Raw genomic sequence first — 26806 nt, 5'->3', positions numbered from 1 at the left:
CACGCGGGTCAGGAGGGCTCGGTGCCCGGCGGAAGCCGGCACCGGGCCCTCTCCCGGTCGCGGCCCCGCACCCGCAGGCCGCTGGCGTGCAGGCGCTCGACCAGTTCCCGCGCGCCGACCGGCAGCGCGCCGGCCGCGATCAGCTCGACGAGCCGCTCCTCGGGAACGTCGTAGTGGTCCAGATCGAACGCGCGCTCGGGCACCCCGGTGCGGAGCGCGAAGGAGTGCAGCTCCTCCAGCGACACATCGCTCACGAGGTGCGCCCAGAGAGTGCCGTGGGCCGGCCAGCGCGCTGCGTCGACGAGGATGACCACTCGTCGATCCTAGGCGGCGCGCCGTCGCGGCGGGCGGGCGCCTCTCCACTATCGTGACGAGGTCGCCGGTCGGGGGACGCAGCCCCCGGGGGTGCGTGCGTTTGACCGTGGAGCACGGATCCCGTACTCTTGACCGTTGGTGTGGCGCGATCCATGTGCTCACGCAGATTTCCGCTGTCGCTCCGCTCTTCACGGGGTGCGAGCCGCGGTGCCGGTTCCCTCGGTCTCATGAGGAGACGGGTACGAACCGGAAGACCGGGGCACCGCCCCGTCCATACAAGCCCCGGATGGCGCCTCCGCTCCGTCCAGACGAGAAACAGGTACGAGAAGTGGTTTACGCAGTTGTGCGCGCCGGCGGTCGGCAGGAGAAGGTCGAGGTCGGCACCATCGTGACGATGGACCGTGTCAAGGCCGACAAGAACGGCACCGTGCAGCTTCCTGCCGTGCTGCTCGTCGACGGCGAGTCGATCACCTCGGATGCGGCGACCCTCGCGGGCGTCACGGTCACCGCCGAGGTGCTCGAGGACCTCCGTGGTCCGAAGATCATCATCCAAAAGTTCAAGAACAAGACCGGTTACAAGAAGCGCCAGGGGCACCGTCAGGACCTCACGCGCGTCAAGGTCACTGGCATCAAGTAGTCCCTGCACGAATTGAGCTGACCTGCGGAGCGAGCCATCGCCCCACAGGAGATCAGCATGGGGCTGCGGCCCCACGGTCTCGAGGAGATGAGAAATGGCACACAAGAAGGGCGCAAGCTCCACTCGCAACGGTCGCGACTCGAACGCGCAGCGTCTCGGCGTCAAGCGCTTCGGCGGTCAGGTCGTGAACGCGGGCGAGATCATCGTCCGCCAGCGCGGAACCCACTTCCACCCGGGTGCGAACGTCGGCCGTGGCGGCGACGACACCTTGTTCGCCCTCTCGGCGGGCGCTGTCGAGTTCGGCAGCAAGGGCGGCCGCAAGGTCGTCAACATTGTGGCGGCCGCCCAGTAGGGTCGGCTCTTCCGCCGCACAGGCACAGGACGCAAGGGGCGGGCTTCGGCTCGCCCCTTGCTCGTCTCCCGGGGCGCACGCCCCCGGCGTCGCAGCCCGACACCGCACACCCCCTTGATCGGACGGACACACACCATGGTCACCTTCGTCGACAACGTCACGCTGCACCTGCGTGCCGGCCACGGCGGCAACGGCTGCGTCTCCGTCCGCCGCGAGAAGTTCAAGCCGCTCGCGGGCCCCGACGGCGGCAATGGCGGCCACGGAGGCGACATCGTGCTCGTCGCCGATCCGCAGACCACGACGCTGCTCGGCTACCACCGCCACCCCCACCGCAGCTCGCAGAACGGTGGGCCGGGAATGGGCGATCACCGCGCGGGTGGGAACGGCGAGCTCCTCGAGCTCCCGGTGCCCCTCGGCACGGTCGTCAAGTCGCCCGACGGTGACGAACTGATCGACATGGACGAGCCTGGTCTGCGGTTCGTGATAGCTCCCGGCGGTCAGGGCGGGCTCGGCAACGCGTCCCTGGCGACCACGAAGCGCAAGGCTCCTGGCTTCGCGCTGCTGGGCACCCCCGGCTGGGAGGGCGACGTCGTCCTCGAGCTGAAGACGGTCGCCGACGTCGCGCTCGTGGGGTTCCCCTCCGCGGGGAAGTCCAGCCTCGTCGCTGCGATCTCGGCGGCGAAGCCGAAGATCGCCGACTACCCCTTCACCACTCTCGCGCCCAACCTCGGCGTCGTGCAGGCGGGTGAGTCGCGCTTCACCGTCGCCGACGTCCCTGGCCTCATCGAGGGCGCGAGCGAGGGGAGAGGCCTCGGCCTCGAATTCCTCCGCCACGTCGAGCGGTGCACCGCCCTGGTCCACGTCCTCGACTGCGCCACTCTCGAACCCGGCCGCGATCCGCTGACCGACCTCGACATCATTCTGCGCGAGCTGGCCGCCTACCCCGTCGGCGACGGCCAGATCCCGCTGGTCGAGCGGCCGCAGCTGGTCGCCCTCAACAAGGTCGACGTCCCCGAGGCGCACGAGCTCGCCGATTTCGTCCGGGCCGATCTGGAGGCGCGCGGGTACCGCGTCTTCGAGATCTCCACCGTCAGCCACTCCGGCCTGCGGCAGCTGACCTTCGCTCTCGGCGAGATCGTCGAGAAGCACCGCCTCGAGCTCGCGGCCGAACCGCGCGTCGAGCGGATCACGATCCGCCCGCGCGCGGTCGACGAGAAGGACTTCGAGATCAAGGTCGAGGGGGGCTCCTACGGGAACGTCTACCGCGTCCTGGGCACCAAGCCCGAACGCTGGGTCGCGCAGACCGACTTCACCAACGACGAGGCGGTCGGCTTCCTCGCCGACCGCCTGGCGAAGCTCGGCGTCGAGAACGGGCTCTTCTCGGCTGGAGCGGTGGCAGGGTCGACGGTCGTGATCGGCCCGGGCGACGGCGTCGTGTTCGACTGGGAGCCGACCCTCACGTCGACCGCCGAGCTCATCACCGCCCCCCGCGGGACTGATGTCCGGCTCGACGAGAACCGCCGCAAGACGCGCAACGAGCGGCGCGAGGACTACTTCGAGCGGATGGACGCGAAGGCCGAGGCCCGCGCCGAGCTCGAGCGGGAGCGCCAGGGAGGCGTCTGGCGGGTCGCCGACGAGGACGACGGCACGGAGTCCGACCGGGAGCACTGACTCCGGTCCGCCGGGTCGTCTGCGAATACACTGGCCGGATGCCGCAGACGACCCCGGACCCGAGCGAGCTGACCGCGCGCTTCGCCGCCTCCCGCACCGCCTCCCGCTCTCTCCGCAGCGCGACGACCGACCTCAAGAACCGGGCGCTCCTGGCCATCGCCGATGCGGTGCGCTCGAGCGTCGATCGCGTCGTGCCGGCGAACGAGCTCGATCTCGAGCGCGGCCGCGCCGATGGGATGAGCGCCGGCCTGCAGGACCGCCTCCGGCTCGACGAGGCTCGCCTGGGCTCGCTCGCCGACGCCGTCGTCGCGGTCGCCGGTCTGATCGATCCGGTCGGGCAGACCGTGCGCGGCTCGAACCTGCCCAACGGCGCCTCGCTGTCACAGGTCCGGGTGCCGTTCGGCGTGGTAGGGGCCATCTACGAGGCCCGGCCCAACGTCACGATCGACATCGCCGCTCTCGCCCTCAAGAGCGGCAACGCGGTGATCCTGCGCGGCGGCAGTGCTGCTGAGAGCACCAACCGCGTCCTGGTCGAGCTGTTGCAGGAGGCCGTCGCGTCCGTCGGGCTCCCGGCCGACCTGGTGCAGACGGTCGACGACCACGGCCGTGACGGTGCCAAGGCGCTGATGCGGGCGCGCGGCTACGTCGACGTCCTGGTGCCGCGGGGGAGCGCCGGCCTGATCGAGTCCGTCGTGACGGAGTCCACAGTGCCCGTCATCGAGACCGGCGCGGGAGTCGTCCACGTCTTCCTCGACGCGAGCGCCGACGAGCAGTGGGCGGTCGACATCGTGCACAACGCCAAGGTGCAGCGGCCGAGCACCTGCAACGCTCTCGAGACGCTCCTGGTACACCGTGACTCGGCAGACCGCCTGCTCCCACCCGTGCTCAGCCGGCTCGCGGAGGCAGGGGTGACTGTCCACGGCGACGAGCGCGTCGTGGCGCTGTGGCCCGACGCAGTCCCCGCCAGCCGGGAGGACTGGTCGGCCGAGTACTACTCCCTCGACGTGGCGGTGGCGATCGTCGACGATCTGGACGCCGCAATGGCGCACATCGACCGGTACTCGACGCACCACACGGAGTCGATCGTGACGAACGACCTCGTGAGCGCCGAACGCTTCCTCGCTGAGGTCGATTCGGCCGTCGTGATGGTCAACGCCTCCACCCGCTTCACCGATGGCGGAGAGTTCGGCTTCGGAGCCGAGGTCGGGATCTCGACGCAGAAGCTGCACGCCCGGGGACCGATGGGACTCCCCGAGCTGACCAGCACGAAATGGCTGCTGCGCGGAGCGGGGCAGGTCAGGGCCTGATAGAGCGCGGGGGAGGGACGCCGATCCGGGACCTCGCGGCATCCGGGTAGACTCGTCGGAGCCCCGCCGGGGCGTCCACGACCTCCAAGGAGCACTGCATGTCCCTCGCGACGACCGTCCTCGCCGAAGCAGCGGCCCACGCGGAGCTTCCGTTCCCCCCGATCGTCTTCGGCCTGATCGCCGCCGTCGCCTTCACGGCGCTCGGCTTCGTCACCTGGAGCTACCGCGACGTCGCGAACCGGCACTCGCACAAGACCGGTGCCGGGTCGCACGACCAGCACGGTCACGGCCACTAGCAGGGAGCCCCGCGATCGTGACGTCCGCTGCGAGCGGAGGCCCGCGGCGCCCGCGAATCGGAGTGATGGGCGGCACCTTCGACCCGATCCATCACGGGCACCTCGTCGCCGCGTCCGAAGTGGCGCAGTCGTTCGACCTCGACGAGGTCGTCTTCGTGCCGACGGGTCGGCCGTGGCACAAGAAGACGGTGACCTCGGCCGAGCACCGTTACCTGATGACGGTGATCGCCACGGCGTCGAATCCGCGGTTCACTGTGAGTCGGGTCGACGTCGATCGGGTGGGGACGACCTACACGATCGACACCCTGCGAGACATCCACGCGGCGCATCCTGACGCCGAGCTCTTCTTCATCACCGGAGCCGACGCCGTCGCGCAGATCCTGAGCTGGAAGGACTACGACGAGCTGTGGGAACTGGCCCACTTCGTCGCGGTCAGTCGGCCGGGACACGTCCTCAACGTTTCGGGATTGCCGGCCCAAGACGTATCCTTGTTGGAAATTCCGGCGCTAGCGATTTCCTCGACGGACTGTCGGAGCCGCGTGAACCGGGGTCATCCGGTCTGGTATCTGGTTCCCGACGGTGTCGTCCAGTACATCTCGAAGCACCACCTGTATCGGAGTACGTCATGACAGTTCAGCCCGAGGAGAAGCCGCTCACCCGGCGCGAGATCCGCGAGCGCGAGAGGCGCGAGGCCGGTACGGCCCCCGCCGCCGCCGCTCCGACCACGTCCCGCCGGGCTGCCACCGCATCCGTCACGGCCGCGGGCGAGATGCCCGTCCTCACGGCGACCCAGGCTCTGCGCATCACTCCCGTCGACCCCCGGCCAGCGAGCGAACCGGACCTTCGCACGTCCTCCCTGGAGATCGTCGCCACTGAGAACGCCACCGGGCGCCCTCTCACGAGACGCGAGCTGCGCGCGCTCCTGGCACAGCAGCAAGCCGAGAAGGTCGCCGCCGCGCCCGACGCCGAGTCGCCCTCTCGCGAGAGCCCCGAGCAGTCCGGCGAGGTCGAGGAGGCGCTCGAGCGCGCTTCGTCCCTGGCGCCGACCGGTTCCGTGCCGGTCGTCGAGGCCGCGGACGAGGAGCCGACGCTCGCCGACTCCGCATCCGCGGAGGATCCGGCCGCCCAGAAGGAGACTCCCGACGCCGACGGGACCTCCGAGACCGGATCGTCCGCGGAGCGGACCGGCGCTCTGCCCGACTCCGAGCAGACACCTGCCGCCGGCACGTCCTCGGCCGAGGAGGACACGACCACAGGCCGCGCCGAACCGGAGCAGCCGCACCTCAACACCGCCCTCTTCGCCACCGTCGGGGGCTCGCTCGATATCGCCGACGAGAAGGCGACCGAGATCACCGGCAGCTTCCAGCCGCCGATCGAGCACCTCGCCATCACCGAGGAACTCGACAGCAAGTCGAAGGAGGAGGTCGACGCGTCGTTCGACTCGCTGATCGCGAGCGGCGTGGCGGCGACGGGAGCGGCCACGACCACGAACGCGCTCATCCTGCCGACGACCGGCGCAGGGACCGCTCCCGGCACCGACACCGGTGAGATCCTGGTCACCGGCTCGTTCGACCTGCCACGCAGCCTCGGCTCAACCGGTCAGCATCCCAACCTCTACGACTCGCCGGACGTCGACCGCTACGTCGATCGCATCGACCGCGAGCAGCCGGCCGCCGACTCCGAGCCGGTCCGAGCCTCCAGTGCCGTGTCGACCCACGCGGCGGGCACCTCGATGATCGCGCCGCAGAAGCGCGCCGGCATCAGCGTGCCCGTCGTCCTGGCGATCACCGCCGCCGTCCTGCTGGTCGCGTCGATCGCGCTGTTCGTCGGCGGCTTTGTGCTCAACATCTTCTGATCTCCACCACCGACACTGAAGGCTTCATGACTGCGACCGATTCCGCCCGCGCACTGCTCCAGCTCGCGGCCACTGCTGCCGATTCCAAGGGCGGAGAGGATCTGGTCGCACTCGACGTCTCGGGTCCGCTGCCGCTGGTCGACATCTTCCTCCTGGCCACGGGGCGCTCCGAGCGCAACGTGGTCGCCATCGCGAACGAGGTGGAGGACCGCCTCAACGACGCCGGAGCGAAGCTCCTGCGTCGCGAGGGCCGGGCGGAGGGTCGCTGGATCCTGCTGGACTTCGGCGACCTGGTCGTGCACGTCTTCCACGAAGAGGACCGCATGTACTACTCGCTCGAGCGCCTCTGGAAGGACTGCCCGACCGTGCCCTTCACGATCGACCAGCCGGTCGTCGCCGACTCGTCCGCGCCGTCCTCCTGACGAACACGCCCGGCGGCTGGGCTCGATTTCGCATCACAGAGTTTGTGTTGTAGTTTGTTCGAGTTGCTTCCGCCGGTCGGGGCCTCAAGTCGCAAGGCGGAGAAGCACGCTAGGGTCCGTGGCGCAGCTGGTAGCGCACCTGCATGGCATGCAGGGGGTCAGGGGTTCGAATCCCCTCGGATCCACCGAAGAGGTCCGCACTTCCCAGGGAGTGCGGACCTTCGTCGTTCCCCCACCACTATGGCTCGCGCGCTCGCGCACAGCGGAGGAGCGGCCACCCCTACCCTGGGACCATGCCCCTGCTGCGCGACGTCCACGCTGTCATCGACCGACTCTGGCCGGAGGCGGCCGCAGAGAGCTGGGACACGCCGGGTCTCGTCACCGGCGACCCCGACTCCTCGGTCGAGCGCATCCTGTTGACCGTCGATGTCGTCGCCGACACCGTCTCAGAGGCGGTGGACGGCGGCTTCCAGCTCCTCGTCGCGCACCACCCGCTGCTGCTGCGCGGCGTGACGTCCATCGCCGAGGACGGCTACAAGGGCCGCTTGCTCGCCGAGCTGATCCGCGGAGGCTGCGCCCTGGTCTCGGCGCACACGAACGCCGACATCGTGACCGACGGCGTCTCCGATGTGATCGCGACCCGGCTCGGCCTGACCGGCACTACTCCGCTCGTCCCGGGCGCGGAGCCGTCGATCGGACTCGGCCGGGTCGGGGATCTGCCCGAGGAGGTCACGCTGGGCCGCTTGGCCGCCGCCGTTGCCGAGCTGTTGCCGGCCACGGCCGGGGGAGTGCGCGCCGCTGGCGGGTACGAGACTCCGGTGCGCCGCGTCTCCCTCTGCGGAGGCGCGGGCGACTCACTCCTGGACGCTGCAGCGGTCCGCACGAGCGATGTCTACATCACCGCCGACCTCCGTCACCATCCGGCCTCGGAGGCGCGGGAGAAGGCCCTGCACGGCACCGGGCCCGCTCTCATCGACGTCTCGCACTGGGCGAGCGAGTGGTTGTGGCTCGACGTGGCTGCTGCCGCGCTGCGCGAAGCCCTCCCGACCGTCGCAGTCGAGGTCAGCGAGACCCGCACCGACCCCTGGGATTTCGCGATCGTGCACTGAGCCGCCACAGGCACGGGAGAATGGTGGCGGCACGCCCACCCTGTGTGCCGGGAACGAGGACCGCCACGTGAAAGCCAGCCCCGCAGACCAGCGCGAACTCCTGACTCTGGCGAGTCTGGACACGAGAGGTGCGCAGCTGCGCCACGCCCTCGCGACGCTCCCGCAGATCGCGAAGATCCAGGCGATGCAGGTCCGCGACAACGAGACCCGCCGTGCGCTCGCGGAGCGCACGGGACGCCTGGAGGACGTGCGCACAGAACTCGGACGCATCGAGTCCGACGTCGCCATCGTCGAGAACCGGCTGAAGCGCGATCAGGACCGCCTGCAGACGGCGTCCTCCGCCAAGGACATCGCGGCGCTGGAGAGCGAGATCACGTCGCTCACGAAGCGCCGCGGCGACCTCGAGGAGATCGAGCTGACCCTGATGGAGCGCATCGAAGGGCTCGACGCCGAGGTCGCCGCTGCGCAGGCCGAGCGCGATGATGTCGTGGCGTCGGCGAAGACCCTCGCCGAGGAGCGGGACGCTCAGGCTGCGAAGCTGCACGACAAGCAGGAGGCGCTCGCCCGCGACCGCGCCGATCTCGTGGAGAGTCTCCCCGAGGACCTCGTCGAGCTCTACGAGAAGCAGCGCGCCCGTTACGGCGTCGGTGCCGCCCTCTTGCGAGGAAAGGTCTCGGAGGGCAGCGGGGTCGCGCTCACCGAGTCCGACCTCTCCTGGATCCGCGCCTCCGCCCCCGACGACGTGGTCCTCTGCCCGGACAGCGGCTGCATCCTGGTGCGCGGCGAGGAGTCCACCCTCGTCTGAGCCGTACACTGGTCGGGCGAATGGGCCGGCAAGACGGTCGCGTCACCCGAGCGAGAGCTCAGGTGCCGAGGAACGTCCGGGCTCCGCAGAGCAGGGCGGTGGGTAACACCCACCCGGGGCGACCCGCGAGACAGTGCCACAGAGAACAGACCGCCGCGGGCTCAGGCACGCGGTAAGGGTGAAACGGTGGTGTAAGAGACCACCAGGGGCCGGAGTGATCCGGTTCGCTCGGTAAACCTCGCCCGGAGCAAGGTCAGACAGAGGACGATGCGGCTGCTCGTCGGGTCCTCGGGTAGACCGCTGGAGGGTCACGGCGACGTGACTCCGAGAGAGATGGCCGTCCAGCGCCCGCCGAGAGGCGCGGCGTCAACAGAACCCGGCGTATCAGCCGACCCTTTCGCCTCGAGAGGCCTCGCCGCGGCGGGGCCTCTCGAGTATCGATGGCTGCGCTGCCCAGCAACGGTGCCACGAGGAGCACCGGCTCTGCGAAGGCTCTAGTGCTGGCCTGCGAGCGCTGCGGCGCCCAGGATGCCCGCGTTGTTGCGCAGTGCGGCGGGCACGATGGGGGTGCGCAGATCGAGCAGGGGCAGGAACTCCTCGTGGTGCTTCGAGATGCCGCCGCCGACGATGAACAGGTCGGGCCACAGCAGTGCCTCGAGATGGGAGTAGTAGCGCTGGAGACGCTTCGCCCAGTGCTTGTAGTCGAGGTCGTCGCGCTCCTTGGCGGCGAACGAGGCCTTCTTCTCGTAGTCGCCGCCGTGGATCTCCAGGTGCCCGAGCTCCGCGTTCGGGATCAGCACGCCGTCGTAGATCTGAGCGGTGCCGATGCCGGTGCCGAGGGTGGTCATGATGACCAGACCGCTCTTGTCCTTCGCAGCGCCGAAGCGCGACTCCGCGTACCCTGCGGCATCGGCGTCGTTCACGAAGAAGATGTCACGCCCGATCGCGTCCTCGAACATCTTCTCGGCCTCGAGGCCGATCCACTCCTCCGAGACGTTCGCCGCGGACATCGTGCGACCGTGCACGACGGCGGCGGGGAAGCAGATCCCGACGGGGGTGTTGGACGGCAGGCCGGGGATCTTGTCGAGGATCTGCTGCACCGTCGCGACGATGTCCTTCGGACGCCCGCCCTCGGGGGTGGCGAGCTTCATCCTGTCGCTCAGCAGCGACCCTCCCGCCAGGTCGACCGACGCCCCCTTGATGCCCGTTCCCCCGATGTCGATCCCGATGGCGGTCGTAGCAGAAGTCATACCGGTCATGCTAGCGAAGGCGAGGGAGTCCGGCTCGGTGGAAGGCCCCGGCGTAGGATCGCCGCATGGCTGACGGCGACGCGAACTCCTGGTGGTACAACCTCACGACCGGCTCGGTGGAGCAGGGCTTCGTGTCCCCCTCCGTCGATCGTGTGGGCCCCTTCTCCTCCCGTCAGGAGGCGGAGCACGCTCTCGAGCGGCTGCACGAGAACAGTCGAGCGTGGGCCGAGGAGGACGCGGCGGAGGATCGCTAGCCGCTACTCGTAGCTGTGCTCCGCGCCGGGGTACGCGCCGGACTCGACGTCGTCGCGGTACGCGGTGACCGCCTCCGTCAGCACGCCGCGCAAGTCGGCGTACTGCTTCACGAAGCGCGGGATGCGTCCGGTCGTGAAGCCGGCGAAGTCGGTCCAGACCAGCAGCTGGCCGTCCACGTGCGGCCCGGCGCCCACTCCGATCGTCGGAATGCGGAGCTCCTCGGTCACCTGGCGCGCGGCGTCGGTGGGAACCATCTCGAGGACGACGGCGAAGGCGCCCGCTTCCTGGACCGCGCGGGCGTCGGCGAGGAGCTGATCGAGCCCGTCGCCGCGGCCCTGCACCATATGCCCGCCGAGGCCGTGCTCGCTCTGGGGAGTGAATCCGATGTGGGCCATGACCGGGATGCCCGCCTCGACGATGCGGCGGATCTGCTCGGAGGAGCGGACGCCCCCCTCGAGCTTCACGGCGTGTGCGTGCGTCTCCTTCATGAAGCGGAACGCTGTGTGCAGGGCGTCGTCAGGTCCGGACTCGTAAGAGCCGAACGGCATGTCGGCGACGACGAAGGCTCGCTCGACTGCGCCCGCGACCGCGCGCGCCAACGGGATCAGCTCGTCGACCGTGACCGGGAGGGTCGTGTCGTAGCCGAGCACCGTGTTGCCCGCGGAGTCTCCCACCAGGAGGAAGTCGATGCCCGCCTCGTCGAAGATCTTCGCGGTCGCCTGGTCGTAGCTGGTCAGACCCGTGATGCGGACACCCGAGTCCTTCGCGTTCTGGAAGTGGCGCGTTCGAACGCGTTTGACGGGCTGCGCTGACATGGCGGCCATCCTAGCGGCGCGCCCGCGGGGCCCCGCGGGCGTCGTTCGGAGGCAGTAGCCTGAGGGGCGAAACAGAAGGGGTCTGGATGGACAAGCAACGGGACTTCGTTCTTCGCACCATTGAAGAGCGAGGGATCAAATTCGTTCGCCTCTGGTTCACCGACGTCGTCGGCACGCTGAAGTCGGTCGCCATCGCGCCGGCCGAGGTGGAGGGCGCGTTCGCCGAGGGGCTGGGATTCGACGGCTCGGCCATCGAGGGGCTGACCCGGTCGTTCGAGGCCGACGTCCTCGCGCACCCCGACCCGTCGACGTTCCAGATCCTGCCGTGGCGGGGCGAGATCGATCCGACGGCGCGGATGTTCTGCGACATCACCACGCCGGACGGCCAGCCCGCCGTCGCCGACCCGCGCAACGTTCTCAAGCGGACGCTAGCGAAGGCGGCGGAGCGCGGCTTCACCTTCTACACGCACCCCGAGATCGAGTTCTACCTCCTGAAGTCCTCGACATTCGGCACCGAGGGCCCCGAGCCCGTCGACTCCGCGGGGTACTTCGACAACGTCCCGGGGGGAACGGCGCACGACTTCCGCCGCCGCTCCGTGCGGATGCTGGAGGACCTCGGCATCTCGGTGGAGTTCAGCCACCACGAGGCGGGTCCCGGCCAGAACGAGATCGACCTCCGCTACGCGGACGCTCTGACGACGGCCGACAACATCATGACCTTCCGCACCGTCATCAAGGAGGTGGCGATCGAGCAGGGCGTGTACGCCACCTTCATGCCCAAGCCGCTCTCCGGCCACCCGGGCTCCGGCATGCACACCCACCTGTCGCTCTTCGAGGGCGATGTGAACGTCTTCTACGAGCAGGGCGCGCAGTACCAGCTCTCGAAGCTCGGACGACAGTTCATCGCCGGCCTGCTGAAGCACGCTCCCGAGATCACGGCGGTCACGAACCAGTTCGTGAACTCCTACAAGCGCCTGTGGGGTGGCGACGAAGCCCCGAGCTACGTCTCGTGGGGTCACAACAACCGCTCCGCTCTGGTCCGCGTGCCGCTCTATAAGCCCAACAAGGGGCAGTCCTCTCGAATCGAGTACCGAGCCCTCGACTCGGCCGCGAACCCCTACCTCGCCTACTCGCTGCTCCTGGCCGCCGGATTGAAAGGCATCGAGGAGGGCTATGAGCTCCCGGCGGAGGCGGAGGACAACGTCTGGGCGCTGTCGGACGCGGAGCGTCGAGCACTCGGCTACGGGGCTCTGCCGCCCAGCCTCGACCGGGCCATCTCGCTGATGGAGGAGTCGGAGCTGGTCGCCGAGACGCTGGGCGAGCAGGTTTTCAACTTCGTCCTGCTCAACAAGCGGAAGGACTGGGCCGAGTACCGCGCACAAGTCACGCCGTACGAGCTGCGCAGCAACCTCGAGATGCTCTGATCGCTCGCCCATGACGCGTGAACGGTCCCTCCGCGACATCGCGCGCCTCGGCTTCGCCGCGCTGGGTGAGGCAGGGGTTCGTCTGGACGAGGCCGAGGAGCTGGCGGGGCGCGGGCTCGAATCGGTGCTGCCTGCCTTCGCCGGGGTCGCCGATCCGGATGCTGCCCTCGGTGCACTGGTCGATCTGCTGCGACGGCATCGCGACCGGATGGATGCGGTGCTCGCCGACGACGAGGCCTTGACGCGTCTCCTCCTGGTCGTCGGAGCCTCCTCCGGTCTGGCCGACTTCCTGCAGCGGCGGCCCGACGAGCTCGGAAGCCTGCTCCACTCGGTGCCGGTCCTGCCGGGGCGGGTCGAGATGACGAGGGAGATGCTCGAATCGGTCGGCTCCGTCGACGGCTTCTCGACTCTGCCGGAGGAGGAGGGCTGGACCGCGCTGCGCGTGCTCTACCGGCGCCTGTTGACGCGGATAGTGGTGCACGACCTTGGCCAGGCCGACCCGGTGGCGGCGATCGACCGGGTCACCCGTGCCCTGGCCGACCTCGCGGGAGCAGCACTCGAAGCGTCGCTTGCCGTCGCTCGCACCGAGCTCGTCGAGGGCACAGGTCCCGGCCGCTTCGGTCGCGACGAGGTGGCCGCGACCCGCTTCGCCGTGATCGGCATGGGAAAGGCCGGCGCCTCCGAGCTGAACTACGTGAGCGACGTCGATGTGATCTTCGTCGCGGAGGGGGATGCCGATCGCGGTCTCTCGAACGCGCGGGCTATCGACATCGCCACGCGCCTCGCCGTCCTGCTCATGCGCGGCACGTCCGCGCTGGCTCTGGAGCCCGAGCTGTGGGAGGTGGACCCGAATCTGCGACCCGAGGGCAAGCAGGGAGCTCTCGTGCGGACGCTCGAGTCGCATGTGACCTACTACGAGCGCTGGGCCAAGAGCTGGGAATTCCAGGCGCTGCTCAAAGCACGCCCGCTCGCCGGCGATCAGCAGCTCGGCCGCGCCTACGTCGATGCCGTCGCACCGAAGGTGTGGTCGAGTGCGTCCCGCGAGAACTTCGTCGAGTCCGTGCAGCGCATGCGCGAGCGGGTCACCGAGAACATCCCGCAGAACGACGTGCACTACCAGCTCAAGCTCGGACCGGGCGGTCTGCGCGACATCGAGTTCACGGTGCAGCTGCTGCAGCTGGTGCACGGGCAGAACGACGACGAGATCCGGATGCCCGGGACGCTCCTCGCCCTCGGTGCACTCGCTGATGGCGGGTACATCAGCCGGTCAGCGGCTGAGGAGTTCTCTCAGGACTACCGCGCGCTGCGGCTTCTCGAGCACCGCCTCCAGCTGAGGCGTCTGCGCCGCACCCACTTGATGCCGCGGGACGAGCATGAGCTGCGCACTCTCGCTCGATCGAGCGGCCTCGCGCGGACGGCCGAGGAACTCCTCACCGTCTGGAACGGTATCAAGCACCGGGTCCGCGGCCTGCACGAGCGGCTCTTCTACCGGCCGTTGCTCTCGGCCGTCGCCGCCCTCTCCGACGGCGGGGCCGAGCTCTCGGCGGGCCAGGCGGAGGCACGCCTCGCCGCCATCGGCTTCGTCGACTCCCGCGGTGCCCTCGGCCACATCGCGGCGATGACCTCCGGAGTCTCGCGCCGCGCCAGCATCCAGCGCCACCTGGTCCCGGTGATGCTGCAGTGGTTCGCGGACGGCGCAGACCCCGACTACGGCCTCCTCGCCTTCCGCCGGCTGAGCGACTCGCTCGGCGGGACGCCGTGGTTCCTGCGGATGCTGCGCGACTCCTCGGGCGCCGCCAAGCGGCTGACCACAGTGCTCTCGGGGTCGCGTTTCGTCGGCGAGCTGCTCGACCGAATCCCCGAGTCGGCCGCGTGGCTCGAGGACGACGAAGCCCTCCGCCCCCGCACCGCGGCGCAGCTCGGCGAGGAGGTGAGGGCGGTGCTCGGCCGTCACGACACTCCCGACGCCGTGGCCTCGGTGTTGCGGTCGATGCGGCGACGCGAAGTGCTGCGGACCGCGATCGGCGGTGTCCTCGGGATCACGACGATCGAGGAGATCGCCACCAGCCTGACCGACATCATCACGGCGCTCCTGAACGGGGTGCTCTCGGCCGTCCGCCGCGCGAGCGCGACCCGACCGGGTGCCGACCTGGAGTTCGCGATCATCGGCATGGGCCGCTACGGCGGCGCCGAGCTGGGCTTCGGCTCCGACGCGGACGTGATGTACGTGCAGCGGCCCGGCACTGCGGAGCCCCACCAGGCGCAGCTCTACGCGCAGTTCCTCGTCGGCGAGCTGGTCCGCCTGACCGAGGACTCCCGCCTCCCTCTCGATCTCGACGCAGATCTGCGTCCCGAGGGGAAGAACGGGCCGCTCGTGCGCTCACTCGACTCCTACCGCGCCTATTACGCCCGCTGGTCCCTGACCTGGGAGGCGCAGGCGCTGCTGCGTGCCAGAGGAGTGGCCGGCGACCGATCCCTCATCGCCGACTTCGAGGCGCTCGCCGACAGCGTGCGGTATCCGGCGTCGATCTCGGATCGCGACATCCGTGAGGTCAAACGGATCAAAGCCCGCGTCGAGAGCGAGCGGCTGCCCCAGGGCGCCGACCCTCGGCGCCATCTCAAGCTCGGCCGAGGCTCCCTCAGTGACGTGGAGTGGCTGGTCCAACTGTTCCAGTTGCAGCACGCCCGGACCACGCCCGAGCTGCGCACGACGTCGACGCTCACCGCTCTCGCGGTCGCCGAGAGTGCGGGACTCGTCGACGCGAACGACGCGGAACGGCTCCGCGCGGCCTGGCTGCTCGCCTCCCGTGTCCGCTCGGGCACCACACTGTGGTCGAACCGCACGAGTGACGTGCTCCCAACCGACCGCCGCCAGCTCGACGGACTCGCCCGCCTGCTCGAGTACCCGGCCGACTCGGCGACGGCTCTCGAGGACGACTATCTCGGCGTGACCCGCCGCTCCCGCTCCGTCTTCGAGCGGCTCTTCTACGGGCCTGCCGACGGGGAGTAGCCCCTCATGCGCCTCGTCCTTGTCCGGAAAGCGACTGCAGGGCCGCCCCTCCGAGGAGGGACGGCCCTGCAGTCGTTGCAGAGGGATCAGACGCCGTAGTACAGCTCGAACTCGAACGGGTGCGGGCGCTGCGCGAGCGGCTTGATCTCCTTCTCGCGCTTGTACTCGATCCAGGTGTCGATCAGCTCCTGTGTGAACACGCCGCCCTGGAGCAGGAAGTCGTGATCGGCCTCGAGGGCGTCGAGCGCCTCGCCGAGGGTCGCGGGGACCTGTGGGATGAGCTTCGCCTCCTCGGGGGGGAGCTCGTAGAGGTCCTTGTCGACCGGCTCGTGGGGCTCGATGCGGTTCTTGATGCCGTCGAGGCCGGCCATCAGCTGAGCGGCGAAGGCGAGGTACGGGTTACCCGACGCGTCGGGCGCTCGGAACTCGATGCGCTTGGCCTTCGGGTTCGTGCCGGTGATCGGGATGCGGATCGACGCGGAGCGGTTGCCGGCCGAGTACACGAGGTTGACCGGCGCCTCGAAGCCCGGGATCAGACGGTGGTAGGAGTTCACCGTCGGGTTGGTGAACGCGAGCACTGCGGGGGCGTGCTTGAGCAGGCCTCCGATGTACCACCGCGCGATGTCCGACAGGCCGCCGTAACCGTTCTCGTCGTAGAAGAGCGGCGTTCCGTCGTTCCACAGCGACTGGTGGGTGTGCATGCCCGAGCCGTTGTCTCCGAAGAGCGGCTTGGGCATGAACGTGGCGGTCTTGCCCCACTGCTCAGCCGTGTTCTTCACGATGTACTTGAACTTCAGGATGTCGTCGGCCGCGTGGACCATCGTGTCGAAGCGGTAGTTGATCTCGGCCTGACCTCCGGTGCCCACCTCGTGGTGCGAGCGCTCGAGGATGAGGCCGGCGTCGATCAGCTTGAGGCAGATGTCGTCACGCAGGTCGGCCTGCTTGTCGACCGGGCTGACGGGGAAGTAGCCGCCCTTGTACGGGGTCTTGTTGCCGAGGTTGCCACCCTCCTCGACGCGTCCCGAGTTCCAGGCGCCCTCCACCGAGTCGACGGAGTGGAAGGCCGAGTTCTGCGTGATCTCGTAGCGGACGTCGTCGAAGATGTAGAACTCGGCCTCGGGGGCGAAGAACGCTGTGTCGGCGATGCCGGTCGAGGCGAGGTACTTCTCGGCCTTCTTGGCGACCTGACGCGGGTCCTTCGAGTAGATCTCGCCGTTGCGCGGGTTGTAGATGTCGAAGACGAGGATCAGAGTGCGCTCGACGCGGAACGGGTCCACGTAGGCGGTCGTCACGTCAGGGATCAGCTGCATGTCCGATTCGTGGATGTTCGCGAATCCGCGGATCGAGGACCCGTCGAAGAGCTGGCCGACGGAGAAGAACTCCTCGTCGACAGTCGAGGCGGGGATGTTGAAGTGCTGCTGGACACCGGGGAGATCGGTGAACCGGATGTCGAGGAACTTGACGTCCGTGTCCTTGATGAACGTGAGCACCTCGGAAGAATCTTTAAACATGCAAAGGTCTCCAATGGCGTAACGGGTGGCTGCAGAGCGCAGCCGTTTCAGGGTAGTGACGAGGGGTTTCCCCGCCGTGTCCCTGTTGTTTCCGGCATGTTACGCGGTGCGCCTGGGCCCGGGCTCGGGACCCGATGTCGGACCGGTGCCGCCCGGATAGGATCAGGGGATGCCAGCAGCCGACCGCAGGACCTTCGCCGATGCCGCGCCGAGCGGATACCCGGGGGAGCGCCTGGGCCTGCCCCGCGAGGGTCGCCTCTCCGTCGGCCGCCCCGGGCGCCGGATCGCGGCCCTGACTGTCGATCTGGCGGTCGCCGCCCTGACCTCACTGGCGTTCTTCGACTACGACCGCTGGGCGAGCCTCGTGATCTTCGTCCTCCTCCAGGCCGTCTTCATCCCCACCATCGGAGGCAGTATCGGCCACCGCGCCCTCGGCATGCGGGTCGTCCGCCTCGGCGGCGGCTGGGTCGGCGCCTGGCGTCCGCTCGTGCGCGCCGTGCTGCTGGCCGTGCTGGTACCCGCCCTCGTCTGGGACTCCGATCAGCGCGGCTTCCACGACAAGGTCGCGGGCACCGTGCTCGTGCGCTACTGACGATCGACCAGCACGTACCGGACGGGCCGACGGGAGTGGTCCCGACGGGCCCGTTGCGCTGAGCGTCAGCGCGAACGCTGCGGCCGCACCTTGAACGGATCGACGCCCTTCGGGATCGGCAGCGACGTGTTCAGGGAGGCGAGGCGGTTCTTGACGGCGAGCACCTCGGCCTTGGTGAGGACCTTCTTGGTCCTGGCGAGCTCGCGCGGCACACGGTGGAGCGGAACGGCGTCCGCATCCGGGCCGACGTTCACGAAGGTGACGGGCACGTTCGGCAGGATGCGGGAGATCTTGCGGCGCTCGTCCTCGAGCATCCGCTTGGTACGCCCAGCAGGGCCCTCGGAGATCAGCACGACGCCCCCGCGACCGACAGCACGGTAGACGGCGTCCTGGGTCTTTCCGTTCACCGCGACGGGCATCTCGCCACCCGTCCACGTGCCGCGGAGGCCGCTGCGCAACACGGCGCCGACCGCTCCGGGCTGCCCCGCGATCTGGCCGTAGGCAGCGCGCTCGGCGCGTCGGGAGAGGACCGCCAGACCCGTGACAAGACCCGCCATCACTCCGACCAGGATCCAGAGCGCGATGACGAAGCCGTTGCCGTTGCCCAGGAGCACCCCGAGCAGCACGCCGAGGAGGATCGGCAGCAGGAGCGCGAGCAGGATGATCCAGACGGCACTGCTGTCGTAGCGGCGGGTCATCTGGAACACCTGCCACATCTGCTTGAGACGTCCGGGTTCCTTGACCGCCTTCGTCGACGGTTCCGTGCTGCGTGCCATGCCGTCAAGGATACCGAGCGTGGGCCCGGCGACGGACCTGCACGGAGTATCGCGCTCCTTCACAGGCAAAGAGTCCGGCCGTGCGTCCACCGATCCTCCTGCGCAGGACCCGCGCAGCATCCCCAGACGCCACGATCGCCCCATGAGATCGAGAAGCGGGCGTGGCGGGCAGCGGGTCGGCGGCTGCCGCGTGAGAGAGCGCACGCCGCTCGGACACGTCGTCGTCGACGACGATGCGGTCACTCTTTCCGCCCGATGCCTCAGTCGGCTCGCCGCGGAAGCAGTCCGGAGCTCGCCGATGGGCTCGCTGCCCGCGCACAGGCACCGCGAGTCGTTCGTCCGCCTCGTCGCATCGCGGGGGCGGCGCATCCTGCTCGCCGCACCGCCGACCGTTGCGACGGCCGACCATCTGCTCGATCCGGCCCGGCATCTGCGCCTGGGAGCCGCGGTCACGCTTCTCGCGCCGATCGTGGGCGCCGTCCGTTCCGCAGGCGCCCGCGGTGTTCATCTCGCGCCCACGGCGGCGGATGTGGGATTGACGGCGGACGGGCGACCCGTACTGCTGCTCACGACACCGGCGGTCGGCTCGGCAGGGGAGGCCCGGACGGCGCTCCGGGGGCTGGTCGCGCGGGTCGGCGAGCACTGCTCGGAGCTCCCGGTCGCGCTTCTCACCGAGCAGCGGGATTCCCTCGCGCTCGAGGGACGGCTATACGGGCTCGCCGAGCCGGAGGGGCTGGGAGCAGCGGTTCGAGAGATCGAAGGGCCGAAGCGACCGCGTGCCGGCGTGCGAACGGTGGCCGATCCCGCTCCGCAGCAGGCGCGCCACCGCCGTGCGCATCCGTTCGACGACGGGATCGCGCGGCTCGGCGCGATCCTCCGTCGCCGACGAGGGCCGGTGGCGGCGGGTTCGGCGATCGTGATCGGAGCCGTTCTCGCGGGTGCGATGGGCACTCCTCCGTCGGGCGGTGCGAACGGCCGGGACCCCGTGCCGACCGTACCCTCCACCGTCGGTGTGGCGGCGGCGCACCCCGCTCGGCCGGCGAGCACGCCCGCGGCGCCAACCGGGGGTGCTCCCTCCGCCCCCGGCGTCGGAGCTGGTCACGGGCCATCGTCCGATCTCCCCGCGGAGGAGGCCGCGAGCCTGTTGGTGACGGCGGCAATGAGCTGCTCCGACATCCTCTGCGCCCAGGCCCTGACACTCGACGACTCGCCGTTGCACGGCTCCCGGGAAGGTCTCGCGACAGCACTGCCGGTGGGGGCGAGCGTCTCGGAGGTCCTGGTGCAGGGCGCCTCGGCCGTTGTCGACCTCGGGACTTCTCCGGAGACGACAGCGGCCTCCGTCCTGATGATCAGGACGGAGGCCGGCTGGCTCATCCGTGACGTCTACGTCGGAGAGACCCCGTGACGGGCCGCCTCAGCGTGAGCGTCTCAAACGCCGAGGTCGTTCTCGAACGAGCCCTCCTCCAGGCGCTCCTTGATCGCGACCAGGAAACGGGCTGCGTCGGCGCCGTCGACTGTGCGGTGGTCGTACGAGAGAGCGAGGTAGACGGTGGAGCGGATCGCGATGGCGTCTGCTCCGTCGACCTGAACGACGGCGGGCTTCTTGGTGACGATGCCTGTGCCGAGGATGGCCGTCTGCGGCAGGAACACCACGGGAGTGTCGAACAGAGCTCCACGCGACCCCGTGTTGGTCAGGGTGAACGTGCCACCGGCCAGCTCGTCGGGCTTGAGCTTGTTGTTGCGGGTGCGCTCCGCGAGGTCGCCGATCGTGGTGGCGATCTGCGCGAGCGTGAGCTCGGAGGCGTTCTTGAGGACCGGGGTCAGCAACCCGCGCTCGGTGTCGACAGCGATGCTGATGTTCTCGTGATCGGGGTAGACGATCGACTCTCCGTCGAGGGTCGAGTTGATCACGGGGTAGGCCTTCAGGGCCTCGGCGGCCGCGAGCGCGAAGAAGGGCAGGAAGGACAGTTTGGCGCCCGTCTTCTCCTGGAAGCTCTTCTTGACGGCGTCACGGAAGCGGGCGACGGCGGTGACGTCGACCTCGATCACCGAGGTGAGCTGAGCGCTGGTCTGCATCGACTCGACCGCTCGCTGCGCGAGCACCTTGCGCAGACGCGACATCGGCTGCGTCGTGCCGCGGAGGGGCGAGGTCTCGAGCGGGGTGCGGGCTGCCTTGGCGGCAGCGGCCGCGGGGGCAGACACGGGGGCGGCGGGAGCCGACTTCGCGGCTTCGACGGCGTCGAGGACATCCTGCTTACGGATGCGGCCACCGACTCCGGTGCCCGTCAGGGTCGAGAGGTCGATGCCGTTCTCGCCGGCGAGCTTGCGCACGAGCGGGGTGACGTATCCGGGGTTGGAGTCGGTGGCCTCCGGGGACGAGGCGGGAGCGGCGGCGGCCGGGGCGGGAGCCGACGGAGCCGGAGTCGATGCGACGGGAATCGACGGAGCCGGAGCAGCAGCCTCGGGGGCGGCGGGCTTCTCGGCGGCCGGGGCGGGTTCGGGCTCGGCCGGGGCGGGAGCCTCGGTGTCACTCTCGGCGTCGACCGACGCAGTCGCCTCTTCCGTGGGCTCGGTCTCGGCGGCCTGGACCTCAGGGGCCTCCTCGGCGGGAGCCTCGGGCTCGGACGCCGACGCGGCTCCAGAGCCGTCACCGATGCGAACCAGCTCGGCGCCGACCTCGACGGTCTCGTCCTCCTGGACGAGGATCTCCTCGATGACACCGGCGACGGGCGAAGGGATCTCGGTGTCGACCTTGTCGGTCGACACCTCGAGCAGGGGCTCGTCGACCTCGACGCGATCCCCGACGTTCTTCAGCCAGCGGGTGACCGTTCCTTCCGTGACACTCTCTCCGAGTGCCGGGAGGCTGACGGATTCGCTCATGAGCCTGTCTCCTTAAGACGCTTGTGTTTCGATGTCCAGCTTACTGATGCGGAAGCGGCGGGTCGCCGCACCGCAGTGGTTCTAGAGTCCGTGCAACGGCTTCCCGGCAAGAGCGAGGTGCGCCTCGCCGAGCGCCTCGTTCTGGGTGGGGTGCGCGTGCACGAGGGGGGCGACGTCCTCGGGATGCGCCTCCCAGTTCACGATGAGCTGCGCTTCGCCGATCAGCTCGCCGACCCTGGCGCCGACCATGTGCACACCGACGACGGGACCGCCCACGACGCGGACGACCTTGACGGATCCGGTGGTGCCGATGATCGTGCTGCGGGCATTGCCACCGAGCCCGTAGTCGTACGTGGCGACACGCTCGGCCCCGTACTCGGCGACAGCGCGGGCCTCGCTGAGCCCGACCGACGCCACCTCCGGGTCGCTGTAAGTCACCTTCGGGACGTTGATGTCCGAGACGACCTGCGGGGAGAGCCCGGCGATCTCCTCGGCGACGAAGATGCCCTGCTGGAAGCTCCGGTGCGCAAGCTGGAGGCCCGGCACGATGTCGCCTACCGCGTAGACGCCGGGCACGGAGGTCCGGAGCCGCTCCGTCGTCAGCACGTAACCGCGATCGACGGCGACGCCGACCTCTTCGAGACCGATGCCCGCGGTCACGGGACCACGCCCCACGGCGACGAGCAGCAGCTCGCCCTCGACCGAGGCGCCACTCTCGAGCGACACCGAGACACCGCTCTCGTCCTGGGCGACCGACGCGACACGCGAGCCGAGCTGGAAGGCGATGCCCCGACGACGGAAGGCGCGTTCGAGCTGCTTGCTCACGCTCTCGTCCTCGTTCGGCACCAGGTGCGGCAACGCCTCGACGATGGTGACCTCGGCTCCGAAGGAGCGCCAGACACTCGCGAACTCGACTCCGATCACTCCTCCGCCCAGCACCACGACCCGCGACGGGACGTGGTCGAGCTCGAGGGCCTGGTCGCTCGTGATCACGCGCCCGCCGATCTCCACCCCTGGGAGGGTGCGGGAGGCGGACCCGGTCGCCAGCACGACCGCGGAACCGTGCAGCACATGCTCGCCCACCGTCACCGTTCCGGGTGCGGTCAGCCGACCCTCACCGGTGACGACGGTGATCCCGCGGGACGAGACGAGGCTCTGGAGTCCTTTGTGCTTGCCCGCTACGACGCCCTCGCGATAGCGGGTGACGCCGGCCATATCGATGCCCGCGAGGCTCGAGAGCACGCCGTACTTCTCGCCGTCGCGGGCGCCGTCAGCGAGCTCAGCGGCGTGCAGGAGAGCCTTGGTCGGTACGCATCCGCGATGCAGACACGTTCCGCCGAGCTTGTCGCGCTCGACGAGCGCAACGCTCATCCCGAGCTGTGTCGCCCGCAGGGCCGCCGCGTACCCGCCGCTGCCACCTCCGAGCACGACCAGGTCGTAGCGCTCTTCCGACACCCAGTGACTCCCTCGCGACATGCGGTCCCGCTGCCTCGCCGAGCGGCTCCGACAGGGAGCATCCGGGCGGTGAGAGAGGGGGACGAGGCGGAATCTCCCGCCCCGTCGACCCTACTACGCGCTCGCGAAGCGCTCGGCCAGAACGATCAGCGCCCGGACCGAGACGCCGGTCGCCCCGGCGCCGGTGAAGCCGTAGCCGCTGCCGCCGTTGCTCGACGGGCCGGCGATGTCGAGGTGTGCCCAGGGGATCACGGTCGCCTCGTCGCCCTCGCCGCGCGTGCCGACGAACTCGCGGAGGAAGTGACCGGCCACGAGCATCCCCCCGGCCGTGTTGCCCGGCTTGACGTTCGCGATGTCGGCGACGTCGGAGTTGAGCAGCGGACGCAGCTCGGCCGGGAGCGGCATGTGCCAGAACGTCTCTCCCGCGGTGCGCGCAGCGTCGAGGACGCGCGCGACGAGCGCGTCGTCGCCGAGAGTGCCCACGGTGCGATTGCCGAGGGCGACCACGGAGGCTCCCGTCAGCGTCGCGACGTCGACGATCGCGTCAGGCTGCTCCTCGCTCGCGGCGACAAGGCCGTCGGCCAGCACCAGCCGGCCCTCGGCATCGGTGTTGAGCACCTCGACAGTGGTCCCGCCGCGCACGGTGAGCACGTCGTCCGGGCGGATCGCTGTGCCCGAGGGCAGGTTCTCCGCAACGCAGAGCCAGGCGGTCGCCCGCAACGGCAGGTTCAGCTCGGCGATCGCGCGGACCACGGCGTACACCGTCGCCGCACCGGCCATATCGGTCTTCATCCCGATCATCGAGGTGGGCGGCTTGAGCGAGAGTCCGCCGCTGTCGAAGGTGATGCCCTTGCCGACGAGGGCGAGGTGCGTGGTCGCGCCCTCGGGCGTATACGCGATCTTCACCAGGCGGGGTGGGCGCGAGGAGCCGCTGCCGACGCCGAGGATGCCGCCGAAACCCTCCTCCGCGAGTGCCTTCTCGTCCCAGACCGTGACCTCGAGGGGCAGGCCCTCGACGCCGTCCTGCACGGCCTCGGCCAGGGTCTGGGGGTAGAGGTGCGACGGGGGAGTGTTGACCAGATCCTTGACCGCCGACACCGCACGGCCGAGCACGAGCGCCCGGTCGAGTACCGCACTGTCGGCGGAGTCGCCGGCGCCGAGGAGGACGACGTGCTCTACAGGGGACTTCACGCCCGACGCGGTACTTCTCCGGAAAGCGGTGAAGGCGTACGACCCGAGCGCAGCCCCCTCCGCGACAGCGCCCAGAGTGCCGTCCGATCCGGCAGGAAGTGCGAGGGCGACGGAGGCGGATCCCGCCAGCAGACGGACGGCCGCGCCCGCCGCCGAGCGCAGGCCCGCGTCGTCGGGCTCTGTCGACCCGAGACCGACGAGGACGACGACGCCCGCGCGGACCGACGAGGGCACGCGCACGAGCGAGTCGGCCGCTCCCGAGACACCGAGCGCCACGAGGGAGGAGGCCAGCTCCTCGAAGCCCTCCACGCCGACGAGCCGAGGGCCGTCCGCCCCAGGGGCGACGCCGAGGACGAGAGCGTCGGTGTCGATGTCGGAGGCCGGAACGGTCGAGTACTCGAGAGAGGAGAGGGGCATGGCGGCAATGCTAAGCGCTGTTCGCTGAGGGCTCAGCGGACCGGGCCGGGGCGGGCGCACCCCCGTCTAAACTGGGCGCCATGCTGGATCCGGAAGACCTGTTCGAGATCGAGGGCGACCTCTCCGAGATCCCGGGAGGACTGCACCTCGTCGCCGGGCTCACGGGCTCCGCCGACGCCGGCGGAGCCGTCGGGCAACTCGGCGAGTACCTGCTCGAGACGCTGGAGCACCGTCCCGTCGCCGTCTTCGACCAGGACCAGCTGCTCGACTACCGCGCCCGGCGACCCATCATCACCTTCGATCAGGACCACCTGACCGACTACCGCCCGGCGACGCTGAGGCTCTCTCTCGCCTACGACGAGCTGCATCAGCCCTTCCTCCTGCTCACAGGCTTCGAACCCGACTTCCAGTGGGAGCGGTTCACTCGCGCCGTCGTGTCGCTGCTCGACCGGCTCGACGTCGCTTCGACGACGTGGGTCCAGGCGATCCCCATGCCCGTCCCGCACACCCGGCCCGTCGGCGTCACGGTCAGCGGCAATCGCGAGGACCTGATCGAGGCGATGTCGGTCTGGAGACCGCACACCCAGGTGCCCGCGAACGTGCTGCACCTGCTCGAGCTGCGCCTCTATGAGCGCGGACTCGGCGTCGTGGGCTTCGCGCTGCTCATTCCGCACTACCTGTCCGACACGGAGTACCCGCAGGCCGCCGTCGCCGCACTCGAGAGCATCGCAGCAGCGACCGGGCTGATCTTCCCGACGGATCGTCTCAGGGAGGGCGGACGCCAGTTCCTCGGGAAGGTCGACGAGCAGGTGGCCGGCAACGAGGAGCTGCAGAAGCTCGTCGCCGCACTCGAAGCCCGGCACGACACCTACATGGAGGGGACCAGCCTCCGCTCGCCGCTCACCGACGAGGACGGCTTCGTGCCGAGCGCCGACGCCATCGCCGCCGAGCTCGAGAAGTTCCTTGCCATCCGTCGCCCGGGTGAGGAGCCCACCGCCCCGTGAGCGACCGCGCTCGGTAGGATCGGGCGAGTGCGAGATCGTCGGGCCTGGTTCGTCTTCGGCGCCGGGGCCTTCGCGTACCTCGTCGCCGTCCTCGACCGCACCACACTCGGTGTCGCCGGCGTCGATGCGGCTGAGCGGTTCGCAGTGACGGCGGCCGTCCTCTCGTCGCTGGCGGTCGTCCAACTGATCGTCTACGCGGCCATGCAGATCCCGGTGGGGATCCTGATCGACCGCTTCGGCCCTCGCACGCTCATCCTCAGCGGCACGGCTCTGATGATGGCGGGCCAGATCGTGGTGGCCGTGGCACCGAGCATCGGAGTCGCGATTCTCGGCCGCATCCTGCTGGGAGCGGGCGACGCCGCGATCTTCACCTCGGTGATCCGGCTCACCGTCACCTGGTTCAGCGGACCGATCGTGCCGCAGCTCTCGCAGTGGATCGGCAACATCGGCCAGGTCGGGCAGATCCTCTCGGCGCTGCCGTTCGCCGCGGTGCTGCACACGTCCGGCTGGACGCCCGCCTTCCTCTCCGCGGCGGGCCTGGGGGCGGTGGCGTTCCTCGCCGTTCTGCTGCTGATCAGCGACGTGCCTCCGCGGACAGAGCCGATCGTTCTCGTTCCGCCGACCCTGCGCGCGACCATCGCCCAGCTGGGCGTGAGCCTGAGACGGCCGGGGACGCAGCTCGGCTTCTGGTCCCACTTCGTCACGCAGTCCTCCGGCACGGTCTTCACCCTCCTCTGGGGGTACCCGTTCCTCGTCTACTCGATCGGGCTGTCCCCGGGCGTCGCTGCGCCGACGCTGACGATCGTCGTCGTGGCAGGCATCGTCGTGGGTCCAGTGCTCGGCGTCCTCACGGCCCGCCATCCGATGAGGCGCAGCAACCTCGTCCTGGGCATCGTCTCGGTGATGGCGATCGCGTGGACCGTTGTCCTGCTGTGGCCGGGGGTGCCGCCGTACTGGCTGGTCGTGCTGCTGCTGATCGTGGTGGGCGCCGGAGGGCCGGGATCGATGATCGGCTTCGACTTCGCCCGCACCTTCAATCCTTCTCGGAGTCTCGGCGCGGCCAACGGAGTCGTGAACGTCGGCGGTTTCCTGGCGAGCTTCACGATGATGTTCGCAATGGGTCTGATCCTGGACGCGCTCGCCGGTCCGGGCGCCTCCTCCGAGCAGACCTACTCCCTCGAGCACTTCCGGCTGGCGTGGTGTGTGCAGTACATCGTCATCGGAGCAGGAGTCGTCGGCCTCCTGATCGCACGCCGCCGCACGCGGCGCCGGTTGGCGGAGGACGAGGGAATAACGGTGGCCCCGCTCTGGGTTGCATGGAGTGACCGTCTGCGCCGCGGCCGCGCACGGCGCTGAGCGTCACCTGCGTCGTTCCACTCCCCGCAGACACCATGTCCCTTCGGATCCGCCCGGATCTCCGCGGAACGAGCCTCGCTCGCACCCGACCGCACGGCTGC

25 protein-coding genes, 1 tRNA gene and 1 other RNA gene are annotated in these 26806 nt (G+C 69.7%); 19 read left to right on the top strand and 8 right to left on the bottom strand.

The genetic code is table 11. The features are described 5' to 3' along the window. Positions 1-8: 8 nt before the first annotated feature. Complete coding sequence (locus GSU10_RS07815) at positions 9-314, bottom strand: DUF4031 domain-containing protein (protein ID WP_068209100.1); 306 nt, start codon at positions 312-314, stop codon at positions 9-11. 329 nt (positions 315-643) lie between these two features. Here GSU10_RS07815 and rplU point away from each other — a divergent pair, with 329 nt between their 5' ends. The 12 genes from rplU to rnpB all read left to right on the top strand — a co-directional run bounded on the left by rplU (position 644) and on the right by rnpB (position 9169). Continuing rightward, positions 644-952 carry a 50S ribosomal protein L21 gene (gene rplU, locus GSU10_RS07810; RefSeq protein ID WP_068209104.1) on the top strand — a complete coding sequence of 103 codons (309 nt, stop codon included), beginning with the start codon at positions 644-646 and terminating at the stop codon, positions 950-952. 94 nt (positions 953-1046) lie between these two features. Continuing rightward, a complete protein-coding gene (gene rpmA / locus GSU10_RS07805) occupies positions 1047-1304 on the top strand; it encodes a 50S ribosomal protein L27 (protein ID WP_068209107.1) in 258 nt (85 codons plus the stop codon). Between the two features lie 135 nt (positions 1305-1439). Further along, complete coding sequence (obgE, locus tag GSU10_RS07800; protein ID WP_068209111.1) at positions 1440-2975, top strand: GTPase ObgE; 1536 nt, start codon at positions 1440-1442, stop codon at positions 2973-2975. A 38-nt stretch (positions 2976-3013) separates the two neighbouring features. Continuing rightward, entirely contained in the window at positions 3014-4282 is a 1269-nt protein-coding gene (locus tag GSU10_RS07795; RefSeq protein WP_068209114.1) for a glutamate-5-semialdehyde dehydrogenase, read from the top strand. 98 nt (positions 4283-4380) lie between these two features. Continuing rightward, a complete protein-coding gene (locus tag GSU10_RS07790) occupies positions 4381-4578 on the top strand; it encodes a hypothetical protein (protein WP_068209119.1) in 198 nt (65 codons plus the stop codon). 65 nt (positions 4579-4643) lie between these two features. Continuing rightward, entirely contained in the window at positions 4644-5207 is a 564-nt protein-coding gene (nadD, locus tag GSU10_RS07785) for a nicotinate-nucleotide adenylyltransferase (protein WP_068209121.1), read from the top strand. Next, the gene (locus GSU10_RS07780; protein ID WP_068209123.1) at positions 5204-6433 is read left to right on the top strand and encodes a hypothetical protein; all 1230 of its coding nucleotides are present in this window, start codon (positions 5204-5206) and stop codon (positions 6431-6433) included. The genes nadD and GSU10_RS07780 overlap by 4 nt, the downstream gene beginning before the upstream one ends. A 26-nt stretch (positions 6434-6459) precedes the next feature. After that, complete coding sequence (gene rsfS / locus GSU10_RS07775; RefSeq protein ID WP_068209126.1) at positions 6460-6855, top strand: ribosome silencing factor; 396 nt, start codon at positions 6460-6462, stop codon at positions 6853-6855. A 112-nt stretch (positions 6856-6967) separates the two neighbouring features. Beyond that, positions 6968-7040: transfer RNA gene (locus GSU10_RS07770), tRNA-Ala, on the top strand. A gap of 108 nt (positions 7041-7148) precedes the next feature. Continuing rightward, entirely contained in the window at positions 7149-7964 is an 816-nt protein-coding gene (locus GSU10_RS07765) for a Nif3-like dinuclear metal center hexameric protein (RefSeq protein WP_068209129.1), read from the top strand. Between the two features lie 67 nt (positions 7965-8031). Then, complete coding sequence (locus GSU10_RS07760) at positions 8032-8769, top strand: zinc ribbon domain-containing protein (protein ID WP_068209132.1); 738 nt, start codon at positions 8032-8034, stop codon at positions 8767-8769. A gap of 21 nt (positions 8770-8790) precedes the next feature. Beyond that, positions 8791-9169: RNase P RNA component class A (rnpB, locus tag GSU10_RS07755), an RNA gene on the top strand. A 94-nt stretch (positions 9170-9263) separates the two neighbouring features. Here the strand turns inward: rnpB and ppgK are convergent. After that, on the bottom strand, positions 9264-10019 hold the full coding sequence (ppgK, locus tag GSU10_RS07750; RefSeq protein WP_068209135.1) for a polyphosphate--glucose phosphotransferase: 756 nt from the start codon (positions 10017-10019) through the stop codon (positions 9264-9266). A 65-nt stretch (positions 10020-10084) separates the two neighbouring features. Between ppgK and GSU10_RS07745 the strand changes: the two genes are divergently transcribed. After that, positions 10085-10273, top strand: a complete 189-nt coding sequence (locus tag GSU10_RS07745; protein ID WP_068209138.1) for an SPOR domain-containing protein — start codon at positions 10085-10087, stop codon at positions 10271-10273. 3 nt (positions 10274-10276) lie between these two features. Here GSU10_RS07745 and panB read toward each other — a convergent pair whose 3' ends face one another. Continuing rightward, positions 10277-11098: a 3-methyl-2-oxobutanoate hydroxymethyltransferase gene (gene panB, locus GSU10_RS07740; protein ID WP_068209141.1), complete on the bottom strand. Its 822-nt coding sequence runs from the start codon at positions 11096-11098 to the stop codon at positions 10277-10279. Positions 11099-11175: 77 nt separating this feature from the next. Between panB and GSU10_RS07735 the strand changes: the two genes are divergently transcribed. After that, positions 11176-12513 carry a glutamine synthetase family protein gene (locus GSU10_RS07735; RefSeq protein WP_068209144.1) on the top strand — a complete coding sequence of 446 codons (1338 nt, stop codon included), beginning with the start codon at positions 11176-11178 and terminating at the stop codon, positions 12511-12513. 10 nt (positions 12514-12523) lie between these two features. Further along, a complete protein-coding gene (locus GSU10_RS07730) occupies positions 12524-15523 on the top strand; it encodes a bifunctional [glutamine synthetase] adenylyltransferase/[glutamine synthetase]-adenylyl-L-tyrosine phosphorylase (protein WP_132504283.1) in 3000 nt (999 codons plus the stop codon). A gap of 86 nt (positions 15524-15609) precedes the next feature. Here the strand turns inward: GSU10_RS07730 and glnA are convergent, their stop codons facing one another. Then, on the bottom strand, positions 15610-17034 hold the full coding sequence (glnA, locus tag GSU10_RS07725) for a type I glutamate--ammonia ligase (protein WP_132504285.1): 1425 nt from the start codon (positions 17032-17034) through the stop codon (positions 15610-15612). Positions 17035-17203: 169 nt separating this feature from the next. Here glnA and GSU10_RS07720 point away from each other — a divergent pair, with 169 nt between their 5' ends. Further along, complete coding sequence (locus tag GSU10_RS07720) at positions 17204-17626, top strand: RDD family protein (protein WP_068209147.1); 423 nt, start codon at positions 17204-17206, stop codon at positions 17624-17626. A gap of 65 nt (positions 17627-17691) precedes the next feature. On the opposite strand, the gene GSU10_RS07715 is transcribed toward GSU10_RS07720, so the two are convergent. Further along, a complete protein-coding gene (locus GSU10_RS07715) occupies positions 17692-18402 on the bottom strand; it encodes a DUF4191 domain-containing protein (RefSeq protein WP_068209151.1) in 711 nt (236 codons plus the stop codon). A 298-nt stretch (positions 18403-18700) separates the two neighbouring features. On the opposite strand from GSU10_RS07715, the gene GSU10_RS07710 reads away from it, so the two are divergent. Next, a complete protein-coding gene (locus GSU10_RS07710) occupies positions 18701-19807 on the top strand; it encodes a hypothetical protein (RefSeq protein WP_068209153.1) in 1107 nt (368 codons plus the stop codon). Positions 19808-19830: 23 nt separating this feature from the next. On the opposite strand, the gene sucB is transcribed toward GSU10_RS07710, so the two are convergent. From sucB to GSU10_RS07695, 3 genes are all read right to left on the bottom strand, one after another. Then, a complete protein-coding gene (gene sucB, locus GSU10_RS07705; RefSeq protein ID WP_068209156.1) occupies positions 19831-21282 on the bottom strand; it encodes a 2-oxoglutarate dehydrogenase, E2 component, dihydrolipoamide succinyltransferase in 1452 nt (483 codons plus the stop codon). A gap of 81 nt (positions 21283-21363) precedes the next feature. Next, a complete protein-coding gene (gene lpdA, locus GSU10_RS07700) occupies positions 21364-22737 on the bottom strand; it encodes a dihydrolipoyl dehydrogenase (protein WP_068209158.1) in 1374 nt (457 codons plus the stop codon). 114 nt (positions 22738-22851) lie between these two features. Further along, a complete protein-coding gene (locus tag GSU10_RS07695) occupies positions 22852-24345 on the bottom strand; it encodes a leucyl aminopeptidase (protein ID WP_132504287.1) in 1494 nt (497 codons plus the stop codon). 80 nt (positions 24346-24425) lie between these two features. Between GSU10_RS07695 and GSU10_RS07690 the strand changes: the two genes are divergently transcribed. Together GSU10_RS07690 and GSU10_RS07685 are read left to right on the top strand one after the other, a co-directional pair. Beyond that, complete coding sequence (locus GSU10_RS07690) at positions 24426-25349, top strand: proteasome assembly chaperone family protein (protein ID WP_068209161.1); 924 nt, start codon at positions 24426-24428, stop codon at positions 25347-25349. Positions 25350-25376: 27 nt separating this feature from the next. Then, positions 25377-26705, top strand: a complete 1329-nt coding sequence (locus GSU10_RS07685; RefSeq protein ID WP_068209164.1) for an MFS transporter — start codon at positions 25377-25379, stop codon at positions 26703-26705. Positions 26706-26806 lie beyond the last annotated feature (101 nt).

Source organism: Rathayibacter tanaceti (assembly GCF_009834165.1).
Lineage (GTDB): Bacteria > Actinomycetota > Actinomycetes > Actinomycetales > Microbacteriaceae > Rathayibacter > Rathayibacter tanaceti.
Note: the sequence above shows the minus strand (reverse complement) of the source record. Positions and strands in the feature narration are given on the sequence as shown.

What these genes read in the sequence shown, in the direction of transcription:
- GSU10_RS07695 (WP_132504287.1), bottom strand. Translation starts at nt 24,345, where the DNA reads ATGCCCCTCTCCTCTCTCGAGTACTCGACCGTTCCGGCCTCCGACATC.
- glnA (WP_132504285.1), bottom strand. Translation starts at nt 17,034, where the DNA reads ATGTTTAAAGATTCTTCCGAGGTGCTCACGTTCATCAAGGACACGGAC.
- GSU10_RS07710 (WP_068209153.1), top strand. Translation starts at nt 18,701, where the DNA reads ATGGGCTCGCTGCCCGCGCACAGGCACCGCGAGTCGTTCGTCCGCCTC.
- nadD (WP_068209121.1), top strand. Translation starts at nt 4,644, where the DNA reads ATGGGCGGCACCTTCGACCCGATCCATCACGGGCACCTCGTCGCCGCG.
- sucB (WP_068209156.1), bottom strand. Translation starts at nt 21,282, where the DNA reads ATGAGCGAATCCGTCAGCCTCCCGGCACTCGGAGAGAGTGTCACGGAA.
- GSU10_RS07745 (WP_068209138.1), top strand. Translation starts at nt 10,085, where the DNA reads ATGGCTGACGGCGACGCGAACTCCTGGTGGTACAACCTCACGACCGGC.
- GSU10_RS07715 (WP_068209151.1), bottom strand. Translation starts at nt 18,402, where the DNA reads ATGGCACGCAGCACGGAACCGTCGACGAAGGCGGTCAAGGAACCCGGA.
- panB (WP_068209141.1), bottom strand. Translation starts at nt 11,098, where the DNA reads ATGGCCGCCATGTCAGCGCAGCCCGTCAAACGCGTTCGAACGCGCCAC.
- GSU10_RS07790 (WP_068209119.1), top strand. Translation starts at nt 4,381, where the DNA reads ATGTCCCTCGCGACGACCGTCCTCGCCGAAGCAGCGGCCCACGCGGAG.
- obgE (WP_068209111.1), top strand. Translation starts at nt 1,440, where the DNA reads ATGGTCACCTTCGTCGACAACGTCACGCTGCACCTGCGTGCCGGCCAC.
- ppgK (WP_068209135.1), bottom strand. Translation starts at nt 10,019, where the DNA reads ATGACTTCTGCTACGACCGCCATCGGGATCGACATCGGGGGAACGGGC.
- GSU10_RS07735 (WP_068209144.1), top strand. Translation starts at nt 11,176, where the DNA reads ATGGACAAGCAACGGGACTTCGTTCTTCGCACCATTGAAGAGCGAGGG.
- rsfS (WP_068209126.1), top strand. Translation starts at nt 6,460, where the DNA reads ATGACTGCGACCGATTCCGCCCGCGCACTGCTCCAGCTCGCGGCCACT.
- GSU10_RS07765 (WP_068209129.1), top strand. Translation starts at nt 7,149, where the DNA reads ATGCCCCTGCTGCGCGACGTCCACGCTGTCATCGACCGACTCTGGCCG.
- GSU10_RS07780 (WP_068209123.1), top strand. Translation starts at nt 5,204, where the DNA reads ATGACAGTTCAGCCCGAGGAGAAGCCGCTCACCCGGCGCGAGATCCGC.
- GSU10_RS07690 (WP_068209161.1), top strand. Translation starts at nt 24,426, where the DNA reads ATGCTGGATCCGGAAGACCTGTTCGAGATCGAGGGCGACCTCTCCGAG.
- GSU10_RS07795 (WP_068209114.1), top strand. Translation starts at nt 3,014, where the DNA reads ATGCCGCAGACGACCCCGGACCCGAGCGAGCTGACCGCGCGCTTCGCC.
- GSU10_RS07720 (WP_068209147.1), top strand. Translation starts at nt 17,204, where the DNA reads ATGCCAGCAGCCGACCGCAGGACCTTCGCCGATGCCGCGCCGAGCGGA.
- rpmA (WP_068209107.1), top strand. Translation starts at nt 1,047, where the DNA reads ATGGCACACAAGAAGGGCGCAAGCTCCACTCGCAACGGTCGCGACTCG.
- GSU10_RS07730 (WP_132504283.1), top strand. Translation starts at nt 12,524, where the DNA reads ATGACGCGTGAACGGTCCCTCCGCGACATCGCGCGCCTCGGCTTCGCC.